Consider the following 18,369-nt stretch of genomic DNA (forward strand, 5'->3'; position numbering starts at 1 on the left):
AGCAAGACCGGGCTGAGCGCTTCGACCCGGTCTCCCTGGAGTGCCTCTTCGCTTCGCTCCGCGCAATGACGGCGCGCACGCCGCGACAGGCCGAAGTTTCCATAACATTGCAGGAAGTTAACTCGCGGCGCGCCGCGCTTTCTGGCAAGCTCCCGCTTCGGCTGCGCAGGTGCGCATTCGGAACGGGGAACGACCTTGCGCAGATGGCTGATCGGAACCGGGCTGATCGTCCTCGCGGCCGCCGGCGGTTACTGGGCGTTGCGCCCGGCCGGGGGCGCCGCCAACGAGCCGCCCTATCGCACCGCGACGCTCGATCGCGGCCGCATCACCGCGGCAGTGCGCGCCACCGGCACGCTGACGCCGGTCACCACCGTCCTCGTCGGCTCGCAGTTGTCGGGCCAGATCGTCGAGATCCTCGCCGACTATAATTCGCAGGTGAAGGCCGGCCAGATCGTGGCCCGCCTCAACAGCGACCAGATCAAGACGCGCCGCGACGCGGCGCAGGCCGATCTCGACCAGGCCAGGGCCGATCTCGTGGTCAAGCGCGCCCAGCTCGAGCGTGCCCGCACCGCCCGCACCAAGGCCGACTCGATCATCCGCGACCTCGAGGCCCAGCGCGACCGCACGCAGGCGCAGCTCGCCGACGCCAAGCGCACCTTCGAGCGCCAGAACGAGCTCTTCAACCGCAGCACCGGCTCGCAGCAGAACCTCGACACGGCGCGCACCCAGGTCGAGATCCAGACGGCGAGCCTCGCCTCGAACGAGGCCCAGCTCGCCTCCGCCCGCGCCGAGCTCAAGGGGCTCGATGCCGACATCCAGCTGGCCGAGGGCCAGGTCCAGTCCGGCCAGGCCCTGATCGGCAGCCGCGAGGCCAAGCTTCGCGACATCCTGATCGACCTCGAGCGCACCGAGATCCGCTCCCCGGTCGACGGCGTCGTGGTCCAGCGCCAGGTCGATCTCGGCCAGACCGTCGCGGCCTCGCTCTCGGCGCCGACCCTCTTCCAGATCGCGCAGGACCTGCGCACCATCGACATCTACGCCAATGTCGACGAGGCCGATGTCGGCCGGCTGAAGCCGGGCCAGGCGGTCTCCTTCACCGTCAACGCCTATCCGAACCGCAATTTCCAGGGCCGGGTCGAGATGGTCAGGCTCGGCGCGCAGACCATCCAGAACGTCGTCACCTATACCGGCATCGTGCGTGTCCAGAACGGCGACATGGCGCTGCTGCCGGGCATGACCGCCAATCTCCAGGTCGTGACGGAGGACCGGCCCGACGCGCTGCGCGTGCCCAACGCGGCGCTGCGCTTCCGCCCCGTCGGCGCAGCGCCACAAGCCGCGCCCGCCATGGCGGGCCCCGCGGCCGAAGGCCCGGCGGGCGGGCGCGGCCGCAGCGCCGGCGCCCTGCGCGAACGGATCGAGACCGAGCTGCAGCCGACGGCCGAGCAGAAGCAGGCGATCGCCGAGATCCTGAAGGAGCGCCGCGGCACGCGCGAGGCGATGGCCGGCCTCTCCCCGGAGGAGCGGCGCGCCGCCTTCGGCGCCGCGCGCAAGGAGCTCGTCTCCCGGATCGCCGCGGCCCTCGATCCGGAGCGCCGCAGCAAGTTCGAGGCGATCATGCAGGAAAGCCGCGCGGCGCCGCGCCGGGGCGTGCCGGGCCGGGTCTATGTGCTCGACGAGGCCGGCCAGCCCAAGGCCGTGCCGATCGTTCTCGGCCCGACCGACGGCGCCTTCACCGAGCTCCTCGGCGGCGAGGTCGGGGACGGCACGCAGGTGGTGGTCGGCGGCGGCCCGCGCGCGACGGCGCCGCCCGAGCAGCCCGCCTACCGCCCGCGCGGGCCGCGGCTGTTCTGATGAGGGCGCGCATATCTCGGGCCGCGCCTCCGGCGTCATGGTCGGGCTTGCCCCGACCATCCATGTCTTCGTTTGACGCGTGCGGTGTTCAAGGCGTGGATGCTCGCCACAAGGGCGAGCATGACGGCGCAGCACACCGCCGGGCGCGAGGGAGGCCGAGATGCCCCTGATCGAGACCCGAGACCTCTCCCGCGTCTACGACCTCGATTCCGGCCGCGTCACCGCGCTGGACCGGGTCTCGCTCGCGATCGAGGCCGGGGACCTCGTCGCGGTGATGGGTCCCTCCGGCTCGGGAAAATCCACCTTCATGAACCTGATCGGCTGCCTCGACCGGCCGACCGGCGGGCACTACATGCTGGACGGCGTCGCGGTCGAGACGCTGTCGGGCGACGGGCTCGCCGCGCTGCGCAACCGCAAGCTCGGCTTCGTCTTCCAGCAGTTCAACCTGCTGCCGCGCATCGACGCCTGCTCCAATGTCGAACTGCCGATGGTCTATGCCGGCGTGGCAAAGGCCGAGCGGAAGCGGCGCGCGCTGGCGGCGCTGTCGCGGGTCGGCCTCGCCGAGCGCGCCCATCATCGCCCGATGCAGCTTTCCGGCGGCCAGCAGCAGCGCGTCGCCATCGCCCGCGCGCTGGTCAACGAGCCGCGCCTCCTGCTGGCGGATGAGCCGACCGGCGCACTCGACAGCCGCACCGCGCTCGAGATCCTCGCACTCTTCCAGGACCTGAACCGCGAGGGCGTCACCGTCGTCCTGGTCACCCATGACGCCGAGGTCGCCCGCCATGCGCGCCGGCTGATCCGCTTCCGCGACGGCCACCTGCTCAACGACGTCAGGCAGGAGCCGGCCGATGCGCGCGCCGCGCTGGCCGCCCTCGATGCCGGCGCCAGCCTGCCCGATACAGATTTGCCGGAGGCCGCCGCATGAGCCTCACCGAAGCCCTCCGCTCCGCCCTTTCCGCCATCGGCGCCAATGCGCTGCGCTCGGCCCTGACGATGCTCGGCATCATCATCGGCGTCGCCGCGGTCATCGCCATGGTCGCGATCGGCGCAGGCGCGCGCGAACGCGTCACCGGCCAGATCAAGTCGCTCGGCGCCAACCTCGCCATCATCCAGTCCGGCAACGTCACGCAGGGCGGCGTGCGGCTGGGTGCCGGCGCCTCCTCGACGCTGACTGACGAGGACGCGGCCGCGATCCTCAAGGAGGTCGAGGACGCCACCGCCGCCGCCCCGGTCATCGTCACCCGCGCCCAGGCCGTCTATGCCGGCACCAACTGGTCGACCCAGATCACCGCGACCGATCTCGATTTCTTCAACGCGCGCGAATGGGAGGTTGCCGAAGGCCGGCTGTTCGAGCCCGAGGAGTTGCGCAAGGGCGAGATCGTCGCCGTGATCGGCCAGACCGTGGCGCGCAACCTCTTCGGCGAGGACAGCCCGCTCGACCAGCAGTTCCGCATCCGCAACGTGCCCTTCAAGGTCATCGGCGTGATGGCGTCCAAGGGCCAGTCGGCGCTGGGCCAGGACCAGGACGACGTCATCTTCGTGCCGCTCGACACCGGCCGGCGCCGCATCGTCGGCCGCAACTATGCCCGCGACCGCTCGGTGCAGAGCATCATGGTCAAGTTCGCCAGCGAGGAGGCGATCAATCCCGGCATCGCCGAGGTCACCGCGCTGCTGCGCCAGCGCCACCGGCTGACCGAGGACCAGGAAGACGATTTCATCGTCCGCAACCTCACCGAGATCGCCAACACCGCGACCGCTGCCGCGACCACCCTGTCCTGGCTGCTCGCGGCGGTGGCCGCCGTCTCGCTGCTCGTCGGCGGCATCGGCATCATGAACATCATGCTGGTCTCGGTGACCGAGCGCACACGCGAGATCGGCCTCAGGCTCGCCGTCGGCGCCCGCCAGAGCGCGGTGCTGACCCAGTTCCTGATCGAGGCGACGACGCTGGCGACGATCGGCGGCGCGGCCGGGGCCGCGCTCGGAATCGCGGCGGCGCTGACCATCGCCCATGTCGCCGGCTGGCCCTCGGTGATCTCGATCCGCACGATCCTGATCGCGGTCGGCGTCTCCGGGTTGATCGGCGTCTTCTTCGGCTTCTACCCGGCAAGGCGCGCCGCCCGGCTCGATCCGATCGAGGCGCTGCGGCGGGAATAGGGTCTCCCGGCTTTACGCGGAACCATCACTGTCATTCCGGGAAAGCGTCGCTTAACCGACCGGCCCTAGACTGCTCTTCCGAGCTCGACATCGAAGGGGGCATGCCTTGACCAGCCATGGCTTCATCGCGGCGCCCCAGCCCCTCCATGAGCGCGCCGCCGCGCCGGCTTCCCTCGGCGCCTGGGAATGCAACCTCGCCAATGAAACGCTGAGCTGGACCGACGGCGTCTACGATCTCTTCGGCCTGAAGCGCGGCTCCGGCATCTATCGCAGTTCGATCCTCGATCTCTACGAGGAGCGTTCGCGCCGCGAGATGAACCAATTGCGCAGCAAGGCGATCGGCACCGGCCAGGGCTTTGCGCTGGATTGCCGGATCATCGCCGCAACCGGCGAGAAGCGCTGGATGCGCCTCATCGTCGGCGTCGGCCATCAGCACGGCCGGCCGATCCGCATCTTCGGCTCGAAGCAGGACGTGACGGCGGAAAAGGGCCTGTGGACGGAGCTCGCCAGCCTCGCCCGAGCCGAGCCCGTCACCGGCGCCTTCGCGCATCGCTGCTTCCTCGAACCGCTGCGCGCGCTCCGCTACGAGCGCAACCGGGAGGTCGAGCGCTGCGCTTTCGCGATCTTCCAGGTCGACGGTTTCGGCTCGCTCGTCGAGCGCTTCGGCAAGGCGGCCTGCGAGGAGCTCCTGCGCTGCGTCGGCGGGCGGCTGCAGCGCCTCTTTCCCGATGCCCTTGCCGTCGAACGGGTCGGCAACGGCGCCTTCGGCCTCCTGCTGCGGATGCCGGGGGACCGGCTCTATCTGGGCACGGTGCTGGACGGCACGCGCCGCCTGCTGTGCCGCCCCGTCTCGCACGGCGCCGTCGTGCTGGATTTCACGCTCTCGATCGGCGGCGCCCTGCTGCAGCCGGGCGGCCATCGCGAGCAGGATGGCATCTTCGCCGAGGCCGAGGCCGCGCTCCAGCTCGCCGGCATGGCAGGCGGAAATTGCATGCGCGTCTTCGACGGGCCGGTCAGCACCATCCGCGCGGCCGCCGCGCATGGTTTCGCACCACAAGGCGGCTGAGCGGGCGCAGCCCTCGGGCCCGGCCGCCGCGCCTCAGGCCAGCGTCTTGATGAAGACGATCTGCCCGTCCAGCGAATGGCCCATGTCGCGCCAGCCATGGCGGCGATAGAAGCGCTCGGCCCGGGTGTTCGCCCCCGTCGTCAGCCAGGCCTGGGCGTTGCCCGCCGCCTTCAGCTTCGTGAGCGCGGCGTCGAGCAGCGCCCGGCCATGGCCGCGCCCTTCCCGCTCCGGATCGACGAACAGGGCCCAGACCAGCCCGTTCTGGTGATTGGCGCAGGTGAAGGCGACGATCTCGCCCGCCTCCTCGGCGACCAGGAAGATCGCGTGCTCGCGGTACCAGTCGACCTCCTCCTCCGTCACCAGCGAAGGATCGGTGAGGATGTTCTCGCGCACGCCCATGCGGATGGCATGGATGCGGGGATGGTCGGCTGGGACGGCTTGACGGATCATCGCCACGTCCGGCTCAGCGCTTGCGGACGAATTCGGTGCGCAGCACCAGCCCCTTGATCGCGTCGTGGCGACAATCGATCTCTTCGGGATTATCGGTCAGGCGGATCGTACGGATCACCGTGCCCTGCTTCAGCGTCTGCCCGGCGCCCTTGACCTTGAGGTCCTTGATCAGGACGACGGAATCGCCGTCAGCAAGGATGTTCCCGGCAGCGTCGCGCACTTCGACGCGCTCCGCGGCGGCGGCGGCGGCCGCGACCTCCGATGCCGGGCGCCACTCGCCCGTCGCCTCGTCGTAAACGTAATCGTCGTTGTCGTCGGCCATGACCGCTCTGCTCATCCTGTCATCGCCGGGCGACCCCGGCCTGGACCCGGGTTAACCGAGCCGCCCGGATAATTCAACAAGCCGCGTCTGTATAATCTTGTCACGGCAGGCGTCTCGGGCAGCGCGCCGGGGCGCGCCGCCCGGGTGCCGGACCTACTCCGCCGCCTGCAGACGATAGGCAGCCGTATCGTAATTGAGGATCGGCGCGAGCCAGCGCTCGACCTCCTCGATCGTCATGCCCTTGCGCGCGGCATAATCCTCGACCTGGTCGCGCTCGACCTTGGCGACGCCGAAATAATACGCCTCCGGATGCGAGAAATAGAGGCCCGAGACCGAGGAGCCCGGCCACATCGCATAGCTCTCGGTGAGCTTGACGCCGACGCGGCGCTCGGCCTCCAGCAGCCGGAACAGGGTTTCCTTCTCGGTGTGGTCGGGCTGGGCCGGATAGCCCGGCGCCGGGCGGATGCCCTGGTATTCCTCGCGGATCAGCTCGTCATTGGTGAAGGTCTCGTCCGGCGCATAGCCCCAGAACTCCTTGCGCACGAGCTGGTGCATCCGCTCGGCGAAGGCCTCGGCGAAGCGGTCCGCCAGCGCCTTGACCATGATCGAGCGGTAGTCGTCATTGTCGCGTGCGAACTTCTCGGAGATGCGCTCCTCTTCCGCTCCGGAGGTGACGGCGAAGGCGCCGATATAGTCGGGCGCGCCGCCTTCCGGCGCGACGAAATCCGAGAGGCAGAGATTGGGCTTGCCGTCCCGCCGCAGCAGCTGCTGGCGCAGGCCGTGGAAGGTCGCGAGCGTCTCCTGCCGGCTCTCACCGGTATAGAGGCGGATATCGTCGCCGACGGCATTCGCCGGCCAGAATCCGATCACGCCCTTCGGATTGAACCAGCGCTCCTCGACCACGCGCTTCAGCATCGACTGCGCATCGTCCCAGAGCTGGCGGGCGGCCTCGCCCTGCTTCTCGTCCTCCAGGATGGCCGGGAAGCGGCCCTTCAGCTCCCAGGTCTGGAAGAACGGCGTCCAGTCGATCACCGGCACGAGATCGGCGATGTCATAGGTGCGGAAGGTCCGCGTGCCCAGGAAGCTCGGCTTCGGCGGGACATAACTCGCCCAATCCGGCTTGAACGCATTCGCGCGGGCCCTGGCCAGCGGCAGGCGCTGCTTGTCGGCTTCCGAGCGGCGATGCGCCTCGGCGACCTTGGCGTATTCCGCTTGCACGCCGGCGACGTAAGCAGGCTTCTGCTCCTGCGAGAGCAGGCTCGACACCACGCCGACGGCGCGCGAGGCGTCGTTGACGTGCACCGTCTGCCCGGCGCTATAGGCCGGGTGGATCTTCACCGCGGTGTGGACGCGGCTGGTCGTCGCTCCGCCGATCAGCAGCGGGATGTCGAAGCCCTCGCGCTCCATTTCGGAGGCGACCGTCACCATCTCGTCGAGCGAGGGCGTGATCAGTCCGGAGAGGCCGATGATGTCGACCTTCTCCCTGCGCGCCGTCTCCAGGATCTTCTGGGTCGGCACCATCACGCCGAGGTCGATCACCTCGTAATTGTTGCACTGGAGCACGACGCCGACGATGTTCTTGCCGATGTCGTGGACATCGCCCTTCACCGTCGCCATCAGCACCTTGCCGGCGGCGGCGCGCTCGGAACCGCCGTTCAGGCGCTTCTCCTCCTCCATGAAGGGCATGAGATAGGCGACTGCCTGCTTCATCACGCGGGCGGACTTCACCACCTGGGGCAGGAACATCTTGCCCGAGCCGAACAGGTCGCCGACCACGTTCATCCCGGCCATCAGCGGGCCTTCGATGACGTGCAGCGGCTTCTCGGCGTTCTGCCGGGCCTCTTCCGTATCGGCCTCGATGAACTCGGTGATGCCTGCGACCAGCGCATGCTCCAGCCGCTTCTCGACCGGCAGTTCACGCCAGGCGAGGTCCTTGCCCGAGGCTGCCGCCGAGCCGTCGCCCTTGAAGCGCGGCGCGGCCTCCAGCAGCCGCTCGGTCGAGTCCTTGCGGCGGTTGAGGACGACGTCCTCGCAGAGCTCGCGCAGCTCCGGATCGAGATCGTCATAGGAGCCGAGCTGGCCGGCATTGACGATGCCCATGTCCATCCCCGCCTTGATGGCGTGGTAGAGGAACACCGAGTGCATCGCCTCGCGGACCTTCTCGTTGCCGCGGAAGGAGAAGGAGAGGTTCGAGACGCCGCCCGAGATATGGGCGTGCGGCAGGCTCTCGCGGATCGCCTTCGTCGCCTCGATGAAGTCGTTGCCGTAGTTGTCGTGCTCCTCGATGCCCGTCGCCACCGCGAAGATGTTCGGGTCGAAGATGATGTCCTGTGGCGGGAAGCCGGCCTTCTCGGTCAGGAGCTTGTAGGCCCGGGTGCAGATCTCGATCTTGCGCTGGAAGGTATCGGCCTGGCCGACCTCGTCGAAGGCCATCACGACCACCGCCGCGCCGTATTGCCGGCAGATCCGGGCATGATCGAGGAAGGCCTCCTCGCCCTCCTTCATCGAGATCGAGTTGACGATCGGCTTGCCCTGGATGGTCTTGAGGCCGGCCTCGATCACCGGGAACTTCGACGAGTCCACCATGATCGGAACGCGGCTGATATCCGGCTCCGAGGCAATGAGATTGCAGAACTCGGTCATCGCCTTCTCGGAATCGAGCAGGCCCTCATCCATGTTGATGTCGATGACCTGCGCGCCGTTGGCGACCTGGTCGCGTGCCACGTCGAGCGCGGCGGCATAGTCGCCATTGGTGATGAGCTTGCGGAACCTGGCCGAGCCGGTGACGTTGGTGCGCTCGCCGACATTCACGAAGGGAATGGTCTCGTCGAGCGTGAAGGGCTCGAGACCGGCAAGCCGGAGATAGGGCTTCGCCTCGGGGATCTGGCGCGGCGCCTTGCCGGCGACGGCTTGCGCGATCGCCGCGATATGCTCCGGCGTGGTGCCGCAGCAGCCGCCGACGACATTGACGAAGCCGGCGTCGCTGAACTCGGCCAGCATCTTGGCCGTCGCTTCCGGCCGTTCGTCATAGAGGCCGAATTCGTTGGGCAGGCCGGCATTCGGATAAGCGCAGACCAGCGTATCGGCGATGCGCGACATGTCCTTGATATGCGCCCGCATCTCGCGCGCGCCGAGCGCGCAGTTGAGACCGATGGTCAGCGGTGCGGCATGGCGCACCGCGTTCCAGAAGGCCTCGACCGTCTGGCCCGAGAGCGTGCGGCCCGAGAGGTCGGTGATCGTGCCGGAGATCATCACCGGCAGGCGCAGGCCCTTGGCGCGGAACACCTCCTCGATCGCGACGATCGCGGCCTTGGCGTTGAGCGTGTCGAAGATCGTCTCGATCAGCAGCAGCTCGGAACCGCCATCGATCAGCCCCCTCACCTGCTCGGCATAGGCGTCGCGCACCTGGTCGAAGGTCACGGCGCGGAAGCCCGGATTGTTGACGTCGGGCGAGATCGAGAGCGTGCGGTTGGTCGGGCCGATCGCGCCGGCGACGAAGCGCCGCCGCCCGTCCTCCTTCTGCGCGATCGCGGCCGCCTCGCGGGCGATGCGCGAGCAGGCGACGTTCAGCTCGTAGACATAGGCCTCCATGCCGTAATCGGCCTGGGCGATCGAGGTGCCCGAGAAGGTGTTGGTCTCGACGATGTCGGCGCCCGCCCGGAAATAGGCGAGATGGATGTCGCGCAGCGCGTCGGGCTGCGTCAGCGCGATGATGTCGTTATTGCCCTTGAGATCGTGATTGAAGCCCTTGAAGCGCTCGCCGCGAAAATCCGCTTCCGAGAGCTTGAGGTTCTGGATCTGCGTGCCCATCGCGCCGTCGAGCACGAGGATGCGCTTGGCAGCCGCCTGGCGCAGCGAGCGCTCGATTTCGGCGCCGTCGACGGGAGCGGGAATGAAGTCGGACATCGTTACGCTTTCCAACCGGAAACGGGTCTGCTCGAAAACTCGGCCCTCATCCTGAGGAGCGCTTCGCCAGAAGCGCGTCTCGAAGGATGCTCCAGATGGTTCCGGAGCCTCCTGAAGCATCCTTCGAGACGCCGCTGACGCGGCTCCTCAGGATGAGGGCTCGTCAATTCATTCCGCCGCCACGGCCTGCGCCGCCTGCTTCTCGGGCTTGAGGCCGACGAGATGGCAGATGGCGTAGACGAGATCGGCCTTGTTCATCGTGTAGAAATGCAGGTCGGTTGCGCCGCGGTCGATCAGATCGAGGACCTGCTCGGCGCAGACGGCCGCCGCGACGAGGCGGCGCGTCGCCGCGTCGTCCTCGAGCCCCTCGAAGCGGTCGGCCAGCCATTCCGGCACGCTCGCGCCCGTCTTGCGGGCGAAGCCGGCGGTCTGCTTGAAGTTCTGCACCGGCACGATGCCGGGCAGGATCGGGATCTCGATGCCGCGCGCGCGGACCTTGTCGAGATAGCGGAAATAGACGTCGTTATCGAAGAAGAACTGGGTGATCGCCCGCGTCGCGCCGGCATCGACCTTCTTCTTGAGCGCATCGATATCGGCGTCGAGCGAGGCCGCTTCCGGGTGCTTCTCCGGATAGGCCGAAACCGTCACCTCGAAATCGCCGATGCGCTTCAGGCCGGCGACGAGGTCGCAGGTCTGTTGGTAGCCTTCCGGATGCGCCTCATAGACCGTGCCGAGTCCACCGGCCGGATCGCCGCGCAGTGCCACGACATGGCGCACGCCGGCATCCCAATAGGAGCGGATGACGTCGTCGACCTCGGCCTTCGACGCCGAAACGCAGGTGAGATGGGCGGCGGGCTTGAGCGCAGTCTCGTCGACCATGCGCTTGACGGTGGCGTGGGTGCGCTCGCGGGTCGAGCCGCCGGCGCCGTAGGTCACCGAGACGAAGCTGGGGCCGAGCGGCTCGAGCCGGCGCACGGACTCCCACAGCGCGACCTCCATCTCGGCCGTCTTCGGCGGGAAGAATTCGAAGGAGACGCGGGGACGGCGCGAGCCGTGGCGGCTGGGGCGGAAGGCATTCATCACGCGACCTCGAGATTGATTTTGCGGGCCGGCGGATCGGCCTGGACGCGCCGGTCACGGCCGCGCCAGAGCATCACCGGGAGCTGGCCGGAGCCGCCATCGGCGAGCGTCACCTCCTGCGACAGGTCGCAGGCGAGCCCCGCCTCGGCGAACCAGCCGGCGATCTGCTGCCGCGAGAAGCCGAGCCGGCGATGCGCATGCTCGGTCCGCAGGAACTCCATCTCATGCGGCGCGAAATCGACGACGATCAGCCGCCCGCCGGGCGCCAGCATCGCGGCCGCCTCGCGCACGGCCCGGCCGGGATCGTCGAGGAAGTGCAGCACCTGATGGATGATGACGAGATCGAAGGAGCCGCGCGCGAAGGGCAGCGCGTAGATGTCGCCCTGCCGAAGCTCGACGCGCGAAAGGCCCGCCTGCTCCAGATTGGCGCGCGCCACCGCCAGCATCGCATGGTTGGCGTCGACGCCGACGGCGCGGCCGAACTTCGGCGCGATCCGCTCCAGCATCCGCCCCGTGCCGGTGCCGAGGTCGAGCATGGCGCCGGGCGTGCCCTCCCCCACGGCGCCCTCGACCGCCGCCTCGACGACATGGTCCGGCACCTGCAGGCTGCGCAGCCGGTCCCAGTCGCGTGCGACACTGGCGAAATAGCTCTGCGCCGCCTCGGCGCGGTTCGCCCGGACGGCGGCGAGCCGCTCGCGATCGGCCGCGAGCACCGGGTCGTTGAGGTCGAGCCAGGCGGCGAGCGAGGCGGCGAAGGCGCCGCCCGGCCCGGTCTCGTCGAGCCGGAAGAAGGCCCAGGCCCCCTCGCGCGAGCGCCGGACCAGCCCGGCCTCGGCGAGCAGCTTGAGATGGCGCGAGATGCGCGGCTGCGACTGGCCCAGGATGTCGGTCAGGTCGGAGACGGAGAGCTCGCCCTCCGAGAGCAGCGCCAGGATGCGCAGCCGCGTCTCCTCGCCCGCGGCCCGCAGGCCGGCGAGAAGCACATCGGAGGACAATGCCGTCGGCTGCCGCACGCTGTCACGCTCCCTCGTCGCAAAGAAAAAAGATATAAAGATATCTTTATGTCAAACGCGCCGTTCGTGCAAGCGGATTGTCGTGCGGAAGATAGGACGATGAGCGAGCGCGAGGTCGAAGCGCATCGAGCGGACGAGCCGCCTGGCACCTCGCCGTCATGCTCGCTCTTGTGGCGAGCATCCACGTCTTGAACACAGCCCTCCACCAGCAAAGACGTGGGTGGTCGGGACAAGCCCGACCATGACGCAGAGCAGTTGCTTCTGGCCGCGACCGAAACGATCCGCTTCCCCCTCACCCAAACTTATCCCCGGTACCCGAAACCATGCCTATGATGCGCGCGTCCCATCCGACCGAGGGGCTTCGCGAGGCATCGTGGGCCGGAGGGGATTGCGGGCTTCGCATCCCGAACCGTTGCGGGTTCGCAAGATGCGGAGGTGCCGTCTTCGCCCGGGCCGAACAGGCAGGCCCCGTCCTTTGCCGGACTTCAGACGCGAAGCGGACCCCCAGATACCCGTGCGCGGAGCCGAACGGCGCGAGGTCGTCGCTGTTCGACATCATCGACATCGACTCGACATCGGCACGCAGCCGTCGACTGCGAACGCCGCCAGGCTCCGCGCATCCCTCGGATGCCAAGCCCGAAAACCCCGCAGGCCAGGCCTGGACGGGGTTTTCGGTGCGCCGTCATCAATGTCGGTAAAAGCAAATTGTCCGGAGAGGCGGCTGCATGACGCCGGTCCGGTCTTTAGCTGTCGGCACACGCCTGCCACGGCCTTGGCCGCACGCGGCAGGCGGTTCTCCTTCGCAGCAGGAAAAGGTTCAAAGCACTTTCAGATCGCCCGCCGCCGTCTTGCCGCGCTCGGTCTTCAGCTCGAACGAAACCTTCTGCCCTTCCGTCAACGTCATCATCCCGGCTTCCTTGACGGCCGTGATATGGACGAACACGTCCTTGCCGCCTTCCGCCGGTTGGATGAAGCCGTATCCCTTCTCAGTATTGAACCATTTGACGGTTCCGGTCGCCATCGCCAATCCCTCGAAGCCGCGCCTGCCGGCCCGCGCGCCGAGGCGTGCAAGCCGGCAAGGGAAGGATTGACCGAAAACCCGATCTTGTCGAGATCAAACGCCGCGCAGACGAATCATCAGATCGATCAAGATTTGGTCAGGATGACCTGGGTCTTCGCCGCCGCGCGGGAGGAGCCGCCGAGGTAGATCTCCACCTCTCCGGGGTCGACGACGTAGCGTCCCCGTTCATCATGGGCGCCGAGCTTCGCCGCCTCCAGCCTGAACCGCACGGTCCGCGTCTCGCCGGCCTTGAGCGTCACCTTCTCGAAGCCCTTCAGTTCGCGCAGCGGCCGCGACAGGCTGGCCACCGGCTGGCGGATATAGAGCTGCACCACCTCCTGCCCGTCGCGCGAGCCGGTGTTGCTGACGTCGACCGAGACCTCGACCTGCCCGTCGAGCGGCATCGACGAGGCCGAGACACGCGGATCGGCATAGGTGAAGCGGCTGTAGGAGAGCCCGTAGCCGAAGGGGTAGAGCGGCTCGTTGCGCTCGTCCATGAAGATGGACTCGTAGCGCTGGCGGATCTTCTCCGGCCGCCCCGTCGGCAGCTGGCTGTAGTAGACGGGGATCTGCCCGACCGAGCGCGGGAAGCTCATCGGCACCCGGCCCGAGGGGTTGTAGCGCCCGGTCAGGATGTCGGCGATCGCGGTGCGCCCCTCCGTGCCGCCATGGAAGGTCTGCAGGATCGCCGCGACATGCTCGCTGGCCCAGCTCAGGACGAGCGGCCGGCCGGTCGCCAACACCAGGACCACGGGCTTGCCGGTGGCGACCAGCGCCTCGAGCAGCTCCTGCTGGACTCCGGGCAGGTCGAGCTTGGTGCGCGAGGCCGCCTCGCCCATGAACTCGCAATCCTCGCCCAGCATGGCGACGACGAGGTCGGCTTCGGCGGCGGCGCGGATGGCGGCCTGCTTGTCGGCGAATTCCGTGCCGCAATTCTTGGTGAAGGCCGGCTGGTAGTTGACCGCGACCTCCTTCGGCAGCCGCTCGCGCAGCGCCTCGGGCAGCGGGGTGATGCGGCGCCGGCCGAGGCCGGCCGGATCGGTCCAGACCCGCTCGTCCTCCGGCACCGCCATGGCGCCGATCACCGCGACCGACTTCACCGTGTCGCGGATCGGCAGGGTCTCGTCCGCGTTCTTGAGCAGGATCGCGCCCTCGCGCGCCGCCTGCAGCGCGACCTCGCGGGCGGCCTCCGTCTGCATCAGCTTGGGCGCGGCGGCGGGGTCGACATCCGGCTTCCCGAACAGGCCGAGATGGAACTTGACGCGCAGCACCCGGCGCACCGCCTCGTCCAGCGCCTTCACCGGCACGCGGCCGGCGCGCACCTCGGCGGCGAGATGCTTGTGGTAGACGTCGCCCATCATGTCCATGTCGATGCCGGCCAGCAGCGCCTTGCGCGCGGCTTCGGCGTCGTCGCGGGCGATGCCGTGCAGCCTGAGCTCGGTGATCGAGCCGAAATCGGAGGTGACGAAGCCGCGGAAGCCCCATTGGCCGCGCAAGAGATCGGTCAGCATGCCCTTATGCGCCGTCGCCGGCACGCCGTTGAGCGCGTTGAAGGCCGCCATCGCGGTCATCGCCCCGGCATCGAAGGAAGCCTTGAACGGCGGCAGGTGCAGGTCGAAGAGCTGGCTCGTCGGGATCCAGGTCGAGTTGTAGTCGCGGCCAGCCTCGGCCGCGCCATAGCTGACGAAGTGCTTCGGCGTGGTCGCGACGCCGCCGCGCTGGTAGCCGAGAGTGCGCGCCCGCGCGACCACCGCGCCGAGAAAGGCGTCCTCGCCCGCCCCTTCCAGAACGCGCCCCCAGCGCGGATCGCGCGAGATGTCGACCATCGGCGCGAAGGTCCAGTTGATGCCTGCGGCGGCGGCCTCGCGGCCGGTCCAGTAGGCGGCCTGCTCGATCAGCGCGGGGTTCCAGCTCGACGCCTGGCCGAGCGGCAGCGGGAAATAGGTCGAGAAGCCGTGGACGGCGTCGAGCCCGATGATCAGCGGGATCTTCAGGCGGCTCTCGCGCACCGCCTTCTGCACGGCCAGGACCTCGGCCGGCACGACGAAGTTCATCACCGCGCCCATGTCGCCGCTGCGGACCTGGTTGATGTCGAAGCCCTCGCCGCGGCCGGAGAGATGGAGCTGGCCGACCTTCTCCTCCAGCGTCATGCGCCGGATCAGCGCGTCGACCTTGCGCTCGATCTCGCGCGCCTCGCTTCCGGTTTTCCAGGCGACGGGGGGCTGCTGGGAAAAGGCGAACGAGGCCGGGATCAGCAGCAGGAAGGCAGCGACGAGCCGCAGAAGCATCTCGGGAATCTCTCCGGGAAGGCAGAGGCAAGAGCCTGCGCCCTACAGGATCGTTCCGTCTGGCTCAACCGTTGCATGCCCTCTGGCGCATGAAGCCGTCAGCCGATACAGGGCTCGCCATGTCGCAGACCGCCAGCGCAGCCATGCCCCAGCAGCACCGCCTCTACGAAGACCTGCTCGCCTTGCCCCTGGGCACGCTGATGGTCAGCATCGGCATCGTCCTCTTCGCCAAGGCGACGCTGCTCACCGGCGGCGCGGCCGGGCTCGCCTTGCTGCTGCAATTCGCCACGGGCGCCGATTTCAGCCTGCTGTTCTTCGCCCTCAACCTGCCGTTCTACTGGCTCGCCTTCCAGCGGATGGGGCTCGCCTTCACGCTGCGCACGGGCGCGGCCGTCGCGCTGGTCTCGTTCTTCGTCTGGGCGACGCCGGGCTGGTTCCGCATCGAGGCGGTGGCGCCGCTCTATGCCGCGGTCGCCGGCGGCGTCGCGATGGGGCTCGGCCTGCTGGCGCTGGCGCGCCACCGCACCGCGATCGGCGGCGTCAACATCCTCGCGCTCTATTTGCAGGAGCGCCACGGGCTGCGCGCCGGCTGGGTCCAGCTCGGCATCGACGCGGCGATCTTCGTCGCCGCCCTGTTCGTGCTGCCGCTGGACAAGGTCGCGCTGTCGCTGGTCGGCACGCTCGTCCTCAACGCCATCCTGGGGATGAACCACAAGCCCGGCCGCTACATGGCGGTCTCCTGACGCAGGCCCATCCGCCGCTCAGGAGGTTGCGCCTCGCCCTTCGTCATGCGAGTCAGCCGGGGTAAACGACGGGTAGCGAACGGCGAGACGAGACATGGCCCAGCCCCTGACCATCGAAGACCTGCGCCTGCTGGCCAAGCGCCGCGTGCCGCGCATGTTCTACGACTATGCCGATTCCGGCGCCTGGACCGAGGGCACCTATCGCGCGAACGAGACCGACTTCGCCAAGATCAAGCTGCGCCAGCGCGTCGCCGTCGACATGACGAACCGCTCGCTGGCCACCGAGATGATCGGTCAGCCCGTCGCGATGCCCGTCGCGCTCGCGCCGACCGGCCTCACCGGCATGCAGCACGCCGATGGCGAGATCCTCGCGGCGCGGGCCGCCGCCAAGGCCGGCGTGCCCTTCACCCTCTCGACCATGAGCATCTGCTCGATCGAGGACGTGGCGAAGCACACCAGCGCACCCTTCTGGTTCCAGCTCTATGTGATGAAGGATCGCGACTTCATCGCCCGCCTGATCCAGCGCGCCAAGGCGGCCGGCTGCTCGGCGCTGGTGCTGACGCTCGACCTGCAGATCCTCGGCCAGCGCCACAAGGACATCCGCAACGGCCTCTCCGCCCCGCCGAAGCCGACCATCGCCAACCTGATCAACCTCGCCTTCAAGCCGCGCTGGTGCCTGAAGATGCTGGACACGCCGCGCCGGCAGTTCGGCAACATCGTCGGCCATGTCACCGGCGTCGCCGACATGTCCTCGCTCTCCAACTGGACGGCCAGCCAGTTCGATCCCCAGCTGAACTGGGACGACATCAAGTGGATCAAGGACCAGTGGGGCGGCAAGCTGATCCTCAAGGGCATCCTTGATCCCGAGGACGCCGAGATGGCGGCCAAGAGCGGCGCCGACGCGCTGATCGTCTCCAACCATGGCGGCCGCCAGCTCGACGGCGCGCTCTCCTCGATCGAGGCCCTGCCCGGCATCGTCGAGCAGGTCGGCAACCGCATCGAGGTGCTGTTCGACGGCGGCATCCGCTCGGGCCAGGACGTGCTCAAGGCGGTCGCGCTCGGTGCCAAGGGCACCTTCATCGGCCGCGCCTTCCTCTACGGGCTCGGCGCGATGGGCGAGGAGGGCGTCACCGCCGCGCTCGACATCATCCGCAAGGAGATGGATGTCACCATGGCGCTCTGCGGCCTGCGCGACATCAAGCAGGTCGACGAGCGCGTCCTCGTCGGCGGGCGCGCCGGAGCGATCAAGCGGCTGGCCGGCTGACCACAGCCGCCGGCCGCCTTCGCTCGACCACGCCGCGATGCCGACCCCGGCATCGCGCGGAAGACGCCGCGCGGGCGGAAGACGCTGCACGGGAGGTCACATGGTCCGCGCCGTGAACGACGCACGCTTCTGGGACCGCGCCGCGCGCAAATACGCCGCCGGCCCCGTCGCCGACATGGCGGGCTATGAGCGCACCCTCGAGCGGACCCGGGCCTATCTCGACGGCAGCGCGACGGCATTCGAATTCGGCTGCGGCACCGGGACGACGGCGCTCAGGCTCGCGCCCTTCGTCGCGCGCATCGTGGCGACCGACATATCCGGCAGCATGATCGCCATCGCGCGGGAAAGGGCCGCGGAGGGAAACCACGCCAACGCGGTCTTCGAGATCGGCACTCCGGATGCGGCGCCCTGGCCGGACGAGAGCTTCGACGTCGCGCTCGGCTTCAACGTCCTGCATCTGGTGGCCGCCCGGGAAGCGGCGCTCGGCGGCGTTCACCGGCTGCTGAAGCCCGGCGGCCTGTTCATCTCCAAGACGCCTTGCCTCAAGGAGATGAATCTGGCGATGCGCCTCGCGGTGCCCGTCATGCAGTTCCTCGGCAAGGCGCCCCATGTGGCGTCCTTCTCCGCGGCGGAGCTGGAGCGCGCGATCGTCGCGGCGGGCTTCGAGATCGTCGAGCGCGGCCAGCACGCCTCCCGCGGCCGGGACGCACGGCCTTTCTTCGTCGCTCGCAGGCGCTGAAGGCGTAGCCCCGCTCGCTGCGTCTCTTGCGAAAGCGCCCCCATTGTCGCAGCCGGGCAGGTCTTGATCGCGCTCGCGCCAAGGCCGCAGACCTCGCGGCGGCACGGAGCCGCAACGCTCAATCGTCAGGCCCCGTCAGAATCGGCGACGATCCATTCAATAATATCGCGGATGTGCCCAGCGGGCCCCGTAGTAACGCGGGCCGTAGTATCCACGATACCATCCATAGCGCGGCGCAACGTAGACCGGCCGCGCATAATATACGCGGGGCCGATAATAATAAGCTGAGCGATAGACGGGATATCCGTATCCATAGCCGTAGGGATAAGCGTATCCGTACCCGTATCCGTAGGCAGGTGCCGTGGCTGCTGCGGTGAGCAGGCCGCCCAGGAGCGCACCACCGACGAGTCCAGCCGCTACGGCGCCGCCGCCA

Annotated in this window: 14 protein-coding genes; 7 read left to right on the plus strand and 7 right to left on the minus strand. The window is 68.7% G+C overall.

The window, feature by feature from the left end; all coding sequences use genetic code 11:
• Window positions 1-195 precede the first annotated feature (195 nt).
• The 4 genes from B5Y19_RS01430 to B5Y19_RS01445 all read left to right on the plus strand — a co-directional run bounded on the left by B5Y19_RS01430 (window position 196) and on the right by B5Y19_RS01445 (window position 5,071).
• Window positions 196-1,851 (plus strand): efflux RND transporter periplasmic adaptor subunit, encoded by a 1,656-nt coding sequence (locus B5Y19_RS01430; RefSeq protein ID WP_079591014.1) that lies wholly within the window; start codon window positions 196-198, stop codon window positions 1,849-1,851.
• Window positions 1,852-2,011: 160 nt separating this feature from the next.
• Window positions 2,012-2,776, plus strand: coding sequence for an ABC transporter ATP-binding protein (locus tag B5Y19_RS01435; RefSeq protein ID WP_055727414.1), 765 nt, complete (start codon window positions 2,012-2,014; stop codon window positions 2,774-2,776).
• The gene (locus tag B5Y19_RS01440; protein ID WP_055727415.1) at window positions 2,773-4,005 is read left to right on the plus strand and encodes an ABC transporter permease; all 1,233 of its coding nucleotides are present in this window, start codon (window positions 2,773-2,775) and stop codon (window positions 4,003-4,005) included. Before B5Y19_RS01435 ends, B5Y19_RS01440 begins: the two co-directional genes overlap by 4 nt.
• 106 nt (window positions 4,006-4,111) lie before the next feature.
• Window positions 4,112-5,071 (plus strand): GGDEF domain-containing protein, encoded by a 960-nt coding sequence (locus tag B5Y19_RS01445; RefSeq protein ID WP_055727416.1) that lies wholly within the window; start codon window positions 4,112-4,114, stop codon window positions 5,069-5,071.
• Between the two features lie 33 nt (window positions 5,072-5,104).
• Here the strand turns inward: B5Y19_RS01445 and B5Y19_RS01450 are convergent, their stop codons facing one another.
• The 7 genes from B5Y19_RS01450 to B5Y19_RS01480 all read right to left on the minus strand — a co-directional run bounded on the left by B5Y19_RS01450 (window position 5,105) and on the right by B5Y19_RS01480 (window position 15,190).
• The gene (locus B5Y19_RS01450; RefSeq protein ID WP_055727417.1) at window positions 5,105-5,521 is read right to left on the minus strand and encodes a GNAT family N-acetyltransferase; all 417 of its coding nucleotides are present in this window, start codon (window positions 5,519-5,521) and stop codon (window positions 5,105-5,107) included.
• 13 nt (window positions 5,522-5,534) lie between these two features.
• Window positions 5,535-5,843 (minus strand): alkylphosphonate utilization protein, encoded by a 309-nt coding sequence (locus B5Y19_RS01455; protein ID WP_055727418.1) that lies wholly within the window; start codon window positions 5,841-5,843, stop codon window positions 5,535-5,537.
• Window positions 5,844-5,996: 153 nt separating this feature from the next.
• Window positions 5,997-9,749, minus strand: a complete 3,753-nt coding sequence (gene metH / locus B5Y19_RS01460; RefSeq protein WP_055727419.1) for a methionine synthase — start codon at window positions 9,747-9,749, stop codon at window positions 5,997-5,999.
• Between the two features lie 168 nt (window positions 9,750-9,917).
• Window positions 9,918-10,829 carry a methylenetetrahydrofolate reductase [NAD(P)H] gene (metF, locus tag B5Y19_RS01465; protein WP_079591015.1) on the minus strand — a complete coding sequence of 304 codons (912 nt, stop codon included), beginning with the start codon at window positions 10,827-10,829 and terminating at the stop codon, window positions 9,918-9,920.
• Window positions 10,829-11,842, minus strand: coding sequence for an ArsR/SmtB family transcription factor (locus tag B5Y19_RS01470; protein ID WP_055727421.1), 1,014 nt, complete (start codon window positions 11,840-11,842; stop codon window positions 10,829-10,831). Before B5Y19_RS01470 ends, metF begins: the two co-directional genes overlap by 1 nt.
• Before the next feature lie 817 nt (window positions 11,843-12,659).
• Complete coding sequence (locus tag B5Y19_RS01475) at window positions 12,660-12,863, minus strand: cold-shock protein (RefSeq protein WP_055727422.1); 204 nt, start codon at window positions 12,861-12,863, stop codon at window positions 12,660-12,662.
• Between the two features lie 125 nt (window positions 12,864-12,988).
• A complete protein-coding gene (locus tag B5Y19_RS01480) occupies window positions 12,989-15,190 on the minus strand; it encodes a glycoside hydrolase family 3 N-terminal domain-containing protein (RefSeq protein WP_055727423.1) in 2,202 nt (733 codons plus the stop codon).
• A gap of 119 nt (window positions 15,191-15,309) precedes the next feature.
• Here B5Y19_RS01480 and B5Y19_RS01485 point away from each other — a divergent pair, with 119 nt between their 5' ends.
• The 3 genes from B5Y19_RS01485 (at window position 15,310) to B5Y19_RS01495 (ending at window position 17,936) form a co-directional block, all read left to right on the plus strand.
• Window positions 15,310-15,933 (plus strand): YitT family protein, encoded by a 624-nt coding sequence (locus B5Y19_RS01485; protein ID WP_197282416.1) that lies wholly within the window; start codon window positions 15,310-15,312, stop codon window positions 15,931-15,933.
• Between the two features lie 94 nt (window positions 15,934-16,027).
• Window positions 16,028-17,197 (plus strand): alpha-hydroxy acid oxidase, encoded by a 1,170-nt coding sequence (locus B5Y19_RS01490; protein ID WP_055727424.1) that lies wholly within the window; start codon window positions 16,028-16,030, stop codon window positions 17,195-17,197.
• A 100-nt stretch (window positions 17,198-17,297) separates the two neighbouring features.
• Complete coding sequence (locus B5Y19_RS01495) at window positions 17,298-17,936, plus strand: class I SAM-dependent methyltransferase (protein WP_055727425.1); 639 nt, start codon at window positions 17,298-17,300, stop codon at window positions 17,934-17,936.
• The last annotated feature ends 433 nt before the right edge of the window (window positions 17,937-18,369 follow it).

Origin of the sequence: Allobosea thiooxidans (assembly GCF_900168195.1) — a bacterium.
In the GTDB taxonomy this organism is placed as follows: domain Bacteria; phylum Pseudomonadota; class Alphaproteobacteria; order Rhizobiales; family Beijerinckiaceae; genus Allobosea; species Allobosea thiooxidans.

Excerpts from the sequence above, each read along its gene's own strand:
- B5Y19_RS01475 (WP_055727422.1), bottom strand. The coding sequence starts at position 12,863 with ATGGCGACCGGAACCGTCAAATGGTTCAATACTGAGAAGGGATACGGC.
- B5Y19_RS01440 (WP_055727415.1), top strand. The coding sequence starts at position 2,773 with ATGAGCCTCACCGAAGCCCTCCGCTCCGCCCTTTCCGCCATCGGCGCC.
- B5Y19_RS01490 (WP_055727424.1), top strand. The coding sequence starts at position 16,028 with ATGGCCCAGCCCCTGACCATCGAAGACCTGCGCCTGCTGGCCAAGCGC.
- B5Y19_RS01485 (WP_197282416.1), top strand. The coding sequence starts at position 15,310 with ATGTCGCAGACCGCCAGCGCAGCCATGCCCCAGCAGCACCGCCTCTAC.
- B5Y19_RS01450 (WP_055727417.1), bottom strand. The coding sequence starts at position 5,521 with ATGATCCGTCAAGCCGTCCCAGCCGACCATCCCCGCATCCATGCCATC.
- B5Y19_RS01455 (WP_055727418.1), bottom strand. The coding sequence starts at position 5,843 with ATGGCCGACGACAACGACGATTACGTTTACGACGAGGCGACGGGCGAG.
- metH (WP_055727419.1), bottom strand. The coding sequence starts at position 9,749 with ATGTCCGACTTCATTCCCGCTCCCGTCGACGGCGCCGAAATCGAGCGC.
- B5Y19_RS01435 (WP_055727414.1), top strand. The coding sequence starts at position 2,012 with ATGCCCCTGATCGAGACCCGAGACCTCTCCCGCGTCTACGACCTCGAT.
- B5Y19_RS01495 (WP_055727425.1), top strand. The coding sequence starts at position 17,298 with ATGGTCCGCGCCGTGAACGACGCACGCTTCTGGGACCGCGCCGCGCGC.
- metF (WP_079591015.1), bottom strand. The coding sequence starts at position 10,829 with ATGAATGCCTTCCGCCCCAGCCGCCACGGCTCGCGCCGTCCCCGCGTC.
- B5Y19_RS01480 (WP_055727423.1), bottom strand. The coding sequence starts at position 15,190 with ATGCTTCTGCGGCTCGTCGCTGCCTTCCTGCTGCTGATCCCGGCCTCG.